The organism is Gemelliphila asaccharolytica (genome assembly GCF_001553005.1).
Lineage (GTDB): Bacteria > Bacillota > Bacilli > Staphylococcales > Gemellaceae > Gemelliphila > Gemelliphila asaccharolytica.
In genome coordinates, this window is the sequence record NZ_KQ959861.1 from 156,358 (window position 1) to 163,251 (window position 6,894).

Sequence of the window (6,894 nt, forward strand, 5' to 3'; positions counted from 1 at the left end):
CAATTTTAAAATTTAAAATAATAATAATTTAGTATAATTTTAAAGAAATTCTCTTTTTTTCAGACTAAAATCCGCTATCAAAAAGTTTATTATAGAATCAAAAAAAATATCAACTTTAAAAACAAGCTTTTTTTGTCTTTTTTGTTGATATTCGTATTTTATTATATGATTTATTTATTATATTTTTTAAAATGTTTTTATGTTGCTAAATGGATAATATATTACCATAACTTTACCTACTAATTTTTCTTTTTTTACAAATCCAAAAATTCTACTATCAGTACTATTAGGTCTATTATCTCCCATAACGAAATATGTGTTATCTGGCACTTTTTTTGACTTCGTACTAACTAAATATTCTATATTAAAATCTGGAGTTAAATTTTTATTTGAATCAGTTTTTTTAAATTCTTTTTTCTTCTTATCAAGATATGGTTCATTAAACTTTTCTCCATTTATATATAAAACATCATCTATCATTTCTATAGTATCTCCAGGAACACCTATTATTCTTTTTATGTAATCGTCTGTTTCATTAGCGTGAAAAACTACTATATCTCCTCTATTAAAATCTTTACTTACTCTATTAATTATTACCTTGTCATTATCAGAAAATGTATAATCCATAGAATGACCCTTTACATTGTATGGAGCTAATAAATAAGTAGATATTAGAAAATATAATACTGCCGATATAGCTATAACAATTATCCATTCAAATAATTCTTTTAAAAATCTCACTTTTTTCCCTCTTTTATTAATAATATTAATTTTAATTATATCATACGCATATACATATTACAATTTGAGCTGTTTGTTTAAAATATTGGTTTTAAAAATTCTGACCATGATTCGTAATTTGATATTTTTTTAGCATCAGAAGTATTTAACCATCTAATCAATAAGGAATCTTTTTCTTTTTCTATTACATTTTTCTTATCAATTTCCACAATATATACTAATCCTATATGAACTTTTCCTACTTCAGTATTATCATCATTTATAAGACCTACTAACCTTATATTATTAATAACCAAAGAAATATTTATTCCTATTTCTTCTTCTATTTCTCTTGCAGCATTTATTTTTACGATATCTAAAATATTTTTATTTTCAACATCATTCATATGCCCACCGACACCAACAGAAGATTTCCCGTGTAGTCTGCCTTCTCCTCCTCCAGATAGTCTAGTATAAACTAATATTTCTCCAGTATTTTTATCTTTAATTATAGTATATCCAATAAGCTGTTTATATGAAAAATCATTTTCCATATTACCACGTCTTTTGACTTCATAATTTTTAAAGTTTTCTATAATATTTTTTACTTTTTCATTTTCTATATTCAAAAAACCATTAAAAAAATTTTTTTCATTATCAAATAAATTTTTTCTTTTTACAACTAATATTTGTTCATCATATTTATTCACTATCATTCTCCTCATTACTAATATCATAACTTTTATCAAATAAACTATATATATATTTTTCTGAATCAAATTTTTCTAAATCATCCAATCCTTCTCCCAATCCAACGAGTTTTACCGGAATATCCAATTCATTTTTTATAGAAATAACAATACCGCCTTTTGCTGTACCATCTAATTTTGTTAAAATAACCCCAGAAACATTACAAATTTCTTTGAATGCTTTTGCTTGTATTATTCCATTTTGTCCTGTTGTAGCATCTATAGTTAATAGAACCTCTTGAGGCTCATGAGCATTTTCTCTTTTTATTATTTTTATAATTTTTTCTAATTCCTTCATTAGATAATCTTTATTTTGAAGCCTACCAGCTGTATCGCATAATAAAACATCATAATTATTAGCTTTAGCTGATTGTAAAGCGTCATAAATAACTGATGCAGGATCAACTCCTTCTTTTGATTTTATTATATTAACTCCACTTTTTTTTGCCCAATCATCTAATTGATCAATTGCTCCAGCTCTAAAAGTATCTCCAGCAGCTATAAGAACTTTCTTGCCATTTTTTCTTAGTTTATAAGCTAGTTTCCCTATAGAAGTGGTTTTTCCAACACCATTAACTCCCACAAATAAAAAAACTGTTAAATTATTTTTTTGAAAATTTAGTTCAGTTTTTTCTTCTTCATCTATATATATATTTACTAATTTTTCTATTATGATATTTTGTAATTCTACTGATGATTTAATATTTTTTATTTTAGCTTCCTGTTTTAAGGAATCTGTTAATTCCAATACTGTATTATAGCTAATATCAGATTCTATTAAAATTTCTTCTAATTTTTCGAAAAATTCTTCATTTATGCTTCTATGAGAACTTAATAATAAATTTAATGAACTTTGAAAATTATCTCTAGATTTTTTTAATCCTCTTTTAAATTTTTCTATTACAATTTCGGATTCTACAAATTTTTCATATTCATCTAATGTTATTAATTCCTCTTTTAATTCTTCTTTTTTTGAAAATTTTTTCTTTATTTTTTCTAAAAAATTACTCATTTATATTTTCCTCCTCAAAAAAATCATTTATATCTATTGATAATAATGAACTAACTCCTTTTTCTTGCATAGTAATTCCATATAATTTTTCCATTACTTCCATAGTTCCTCTTCTATGAGTAATTACTAAAAATTGATTATTTTTAGAATATAGTTTTAAAAATTTTGCAAATCTATTAACATTTTCTTCATCTAGCGCCGCTTCAACTTCATCTAATATAACAAATGGTGTGTTTTTAATTTCTAGTATTGAAAAAAGTAAGCTAATTGCTGTAAGAGCTTTTTCTCCTCCTGAAAGTAACGACATATTGCGTAATTTTTTACCTGGTGGACTTGCCTCGATATTAACCCCAGTTTCTAAAATATCTTTACCTAATTCTAATGTTAATCTAGCATTTCCTCCATTGAATAACATTTTATAAATTCTATTAAAATTACTAGATACCTCAGTAAATGTTTTATAAAATCTTTCTTTAACTTCCTTATCTATTTGAACTATTGTAGTTAATAATTTTTCTTTTGATACTGATAAGTCTTCTATTTGTTTTTTATAAAAAAGATATCTTTCGTTTAACTCTTCATATTCTTTTATTGATTCTAAATTAATATTTCCTAAAGAATTAATTTTTAATTTTAGATTTTTTATATCATTTATATATGATGATATCTCATTAGAATCCAAAGAATAATTCTCTAAATTTTGAATTGTTATATTATAATTTGAAAATAAGTATGTTACTATATCATTAAATTCCTTTTCATTTTTTTTAATTTTAAATTCCAAATTATTTATTTTCTTACTAGCTAAATTAATATAACTATATATTTTTTTTTGTTCAGAGCTCAATTCAATATCTTTATTGTATTCACTATCTTTAGATTGTTTTATTATATCTATTTCTTTTGAGATTTCTAATAATTTATCATTTACTAATAATAGTTTCTTATTATCTTCATTATTATCACATGATACATAATTTAATAAATTATTTTCTTCTATTTTTTTATTTTTTATTTCTTCTTCTATATAATTAATATCAGAACTAAAGTTAAATAATAATTCTTTTTTTATATTTATTTTTTCTAATAAAGAATTTTTATTAATTTTCATTATATTTATTTCTTTATTATTTTTTTTGAATTGTATAGTCAGTTCATTTTTTTCTACTATTTTATTTTCTATATCATCATTTATTTTTTTTATTTCTAAATCTAATTGATATAGTTTCTTTTCTATATTATTTTCTAAAAATAATTTTGAATTTTCTTCATTAATTTTTTTTAATCTTTCTTCATTTTTATTCAAAAATTGGTTTAATGATAATAAACTTTCTTCTTTTAATTTTACTTTTAATTTTTTTTCAATTATTTCAGTATTAAATTTTTCTAAATTTTTCTTAATATTAAAAATACTAATATCTAGTTCTTTAATTTTGTTATTGTTTTCATCAATTTTTTTATTTAATTGAAGTTTATTTTTATTTAATTCATAAATATTATTTGTTAATTCTTGAAGATTTTTTTTATTTTTTATAATTGAATTACTTTTTATTGTTGCTCCTCCTGTAATAGAGCCTCCAATATTTATAACTTGTCCATCTATAGTAATTACTTTTAATTTATGATTTATTTTTTTTGAAATAATATTAGCATTTTTTAAATTGTCTACTATTAAAACATTCGATAATAAATAATGTACTATATTATAATACTTTTTATCTACTTTTACCAAATTAGATGCAATATTTATATAACCTTCCTCATTTTTTATATTTTGCAAAGTGTCGTAGTTAACTATCCTTTTTTTTATATTATTTATAGGTAGAAAAGTTGCTCTTCCTTTGTTACTTTTTGCTAAATATTCTATACATTTTTTAGCTACTTTTTCATCTTCTACAATTATATTTTGTTGAGAAGATACTAATGCTGTATCTAATGCTATTGAATATTTTTTATCAAAATCAAAAATATCGGCAACAATTCCTATTATTCCTAATATATTTTTTTTATTTTTTATTATTTCTCTTACACCTTGATTATAAAAAGAATAATTATTTATTTGAGAAAATAAGAAATTTTTTTTATTTTCGTATTTTAAAATTTTTTCTTTTAATTTTTTATTAGTTTCCTCTAATTCAACACTCAAAGTTTCTAAAAGTTCTTTATTTTTATTTGATTTTTTTAACAAAATGTTTAAAGCAGTAATTTCACCATTAATTTCATTAATACTTTTTTTAATATTGTCGATTTCTAATTTCTCTACATTTATGTCTTTTTTTATATTTTTTATTTCTGATAAAATATTTATTTTTCTACTGTTATTATTGTCCTCAACTTTTTTTGCAAAATTCTTTTCGTTTTGTAATTTTGATTCTTCATTAGATAATGTGAAAAAAGTTGATTTTAAACTTTCTATATCTTTTTCTGCTAAATTTATCCTGTTTTCCAAATCGGTATCTAATAAAGCTAATTCTTCTGATATTTTTTTATATTTCTCTTCAAATATTTCTTTTTCTTTTTTTATGTTTTTAATCTTTATTAATATATTACCTTTTCTTTCCACTAAAACATTTATATTTTCTTGAACTGTTTTTAATAAATTTTTTTTATTTTTTTTACTTTCATTATTTATTTTTATTATTGAATTTATCTTTTCTTTTTCTTTTATTAAAAATATTTCTTTCTCTTTTTTTTCTTGATAAGATAAATCTACTTTTATTAATCTTTCTTTAGTATCAGATATATCTTTTTCTACCTTATCTAATTGTTTTAGTAAGTTATCTTTTTCTTTTAAATATTTATTTAAATTATCAACATCCTTCTTCAAACTAATTTCACATTTTTTTATATTGAATGAATTAATAACTATATCTTTTTCTTTCAATTCTTTTTTGTAATTTATAAATTTTTCAGCTCTATTTTTTTGTATTAATAATTTTCCATGATTTTCTTTTATCTCATTAAATATATCTTTTATTCTTTTTAAATTTTCCTCAGTTTTATTTATTTTTAATGAACATTCTTTTCTTTTATTCTTATATTTAAGTATCCCTGCTACATCCTCAATAATTAATCTTTTATCTTCAGATTTTGATGATATAATAGATTCAACTTTCCCTTGAGTTATTAAACTATAGCTCTCTTTATTTATTCCTAAATCAAGGAAAATATCTGTTATATTTTTCAATCTAACTCTTTTGTTATCAACTAAATATTCACTATCACCATTTCTATATAATTTTCTTGAAATAATTTTTTTTACATTATTAATTAAAAAAATTAAAGATACTTTTGCATAATTCTTAGAACTTCTTTTTTCTGAACCAGAAAATATGACATCTTGCATGTTAGTTCCACGTAAATTTTTAGCAGATTGTTCTCCTAAAACCCATCTTATAGCATCTACTATATTACTTTTGCCAGAACCATTAGGTCCTACTATTCCTAATAAATTAGTATCTATTTTAATTTTTGATTTTGAATAAAAGGATTTAAATCCATCAATTTCAATACCTACTAAATTCATATTACCTCACTATTAAATTAATTTTAATTTAGTTAACACCTCTTTTGCCGCAAGTTGTTCTGCTTCTTTTTTTGTTCTTGATTTACCTTTACCAAGATTTTTTTCATTAACATATAAAGCAATTTCAAAAATTTTTTCATGAGAAGGACCGGAAGAAGATATAAGATCATATCTAATTACACCCCTATTATTGTGACTATAATATTCTTGAAGCAAAGTTTTATAATCTATAAACACGTGATAATTTGATGTTTTAACTTCCTTAAACAATGTATTATCTAAAAATTTTTTCACTGAATCTAGGCCTTTATCTAAATAAAGTGCTCCTAAAAATGCTTCAAATATATCAGCTAATAAAGATGCTCTGCATCTACCACCATTTTTTTCTTCTCCTTTTCCTAAAAGAATATATTTAGAAAAATTTAATTTTTTTGTTTCTCTAACTAATGATAATTCACATACAAGAGAAGATCTTATTTTTGTTAATTCCCCTTCTGTTAAATCAGGAAATTTTTTATATAAAAATTCACTTGTAGATACTTCAAGGACAGCATCCCCTAAAAATTCTAATCTCTCATAATCATCACTTTTGGAATATTTTTTATTTTCATTTACATATGAAGAATGTGTAAATGCCTTCTTATAATTTTCCTTATTATTTATATTTAACTTATATTCGTTGTTTAATTTTTCTAATAATTCAGATATATATATCATTTTTTCTCCTATCATTAATAAAAAGATTATATCATAAAATATAACTATATTCCATTTGATTATAATGGTTCTTTTTTCAAAGTATAATAAAAAAAATTCTAATCTAGATAACTAAATTAGAATTCATCATATTTTCTAAAATGGGGCGATTGATGGGAATCGAACCCACG

5 protein-coding genes are annotated in these 6,894 nt (G+C 21.5%); all 5 read right to left on the reverse strand.

Annotated elements, in window-relative coordinates; translation table 11 throughout:
- Positions 1 to 186 precede the first annotated feature (186 nt).
- On the reverse strand, positions 187 to 741 hold the full coding sequence (lepB, locus tag HMPREF1871_RS02170) for a signal peptidase I (RefSeq protein WP_066129443.1): 555 nt from the start codon (positions 739 to 741) through the stop codon (positions 187 to 189).
- A gap of 77 nt (positions 742 to 818) precedes the next feature.
- Positions 819 to 1,430 (reverse strand): DNA mismatch repair protein MutT, encoded by a 612-nt coding sequence (locus HMPREF1871_RS02175; protein WP_066129446.1) that lies wholly within the window; start codon positions 1,428 to 1,430, stop codon positions 819 to 821.
- Complete coding sequence (ftsY, locus tag HMPREF1871_RS02180) at positions 1,423 to 2,481, reverse strand: signal recognition particle-docking protein FtsY (RefSeq protein ID WP_083505610.1); 1,059 nt, start codon at positions 2,479 to 2,481, stop codon at positions 1,423 to 1,425. The genes HMPREF1871_RS02175 and ftsY overlap by 8 nt, the downstream gene beginning before the upstream one ends.
- Positions 2,474 to 6,007, reverse strand: a complete 3,534-nt coding sequence (gene smc / locus HMPREF1871_RS02185) for a chromosome segregation protein SMC (RefSeq protein WP_066129449.1) — start codon at positions 6,005 to 6,007, stop codon at positions 2,474 to 2,476. The genes ftsY and smc overlap by 8 nt, the downstream gene beginning before the upstream one ends.
- Before the next feature lie 12 nt (positions 6,008 to 6,019).
- Positions 6,020 to 6,724 (reverse strand): ribonuclease III, encoded by a 705-nt coding sequence (gene rnc / locus HMPREF1871_RS02190; protein WP_083505611.1) that lies wholly within the window; start codon positions 6,722 to 6,724, stop codon positions 6,020 to 6,022.
- Between the last annotated feature and the right edge of the window lie 170 nt (positions 6,725 to 6,894).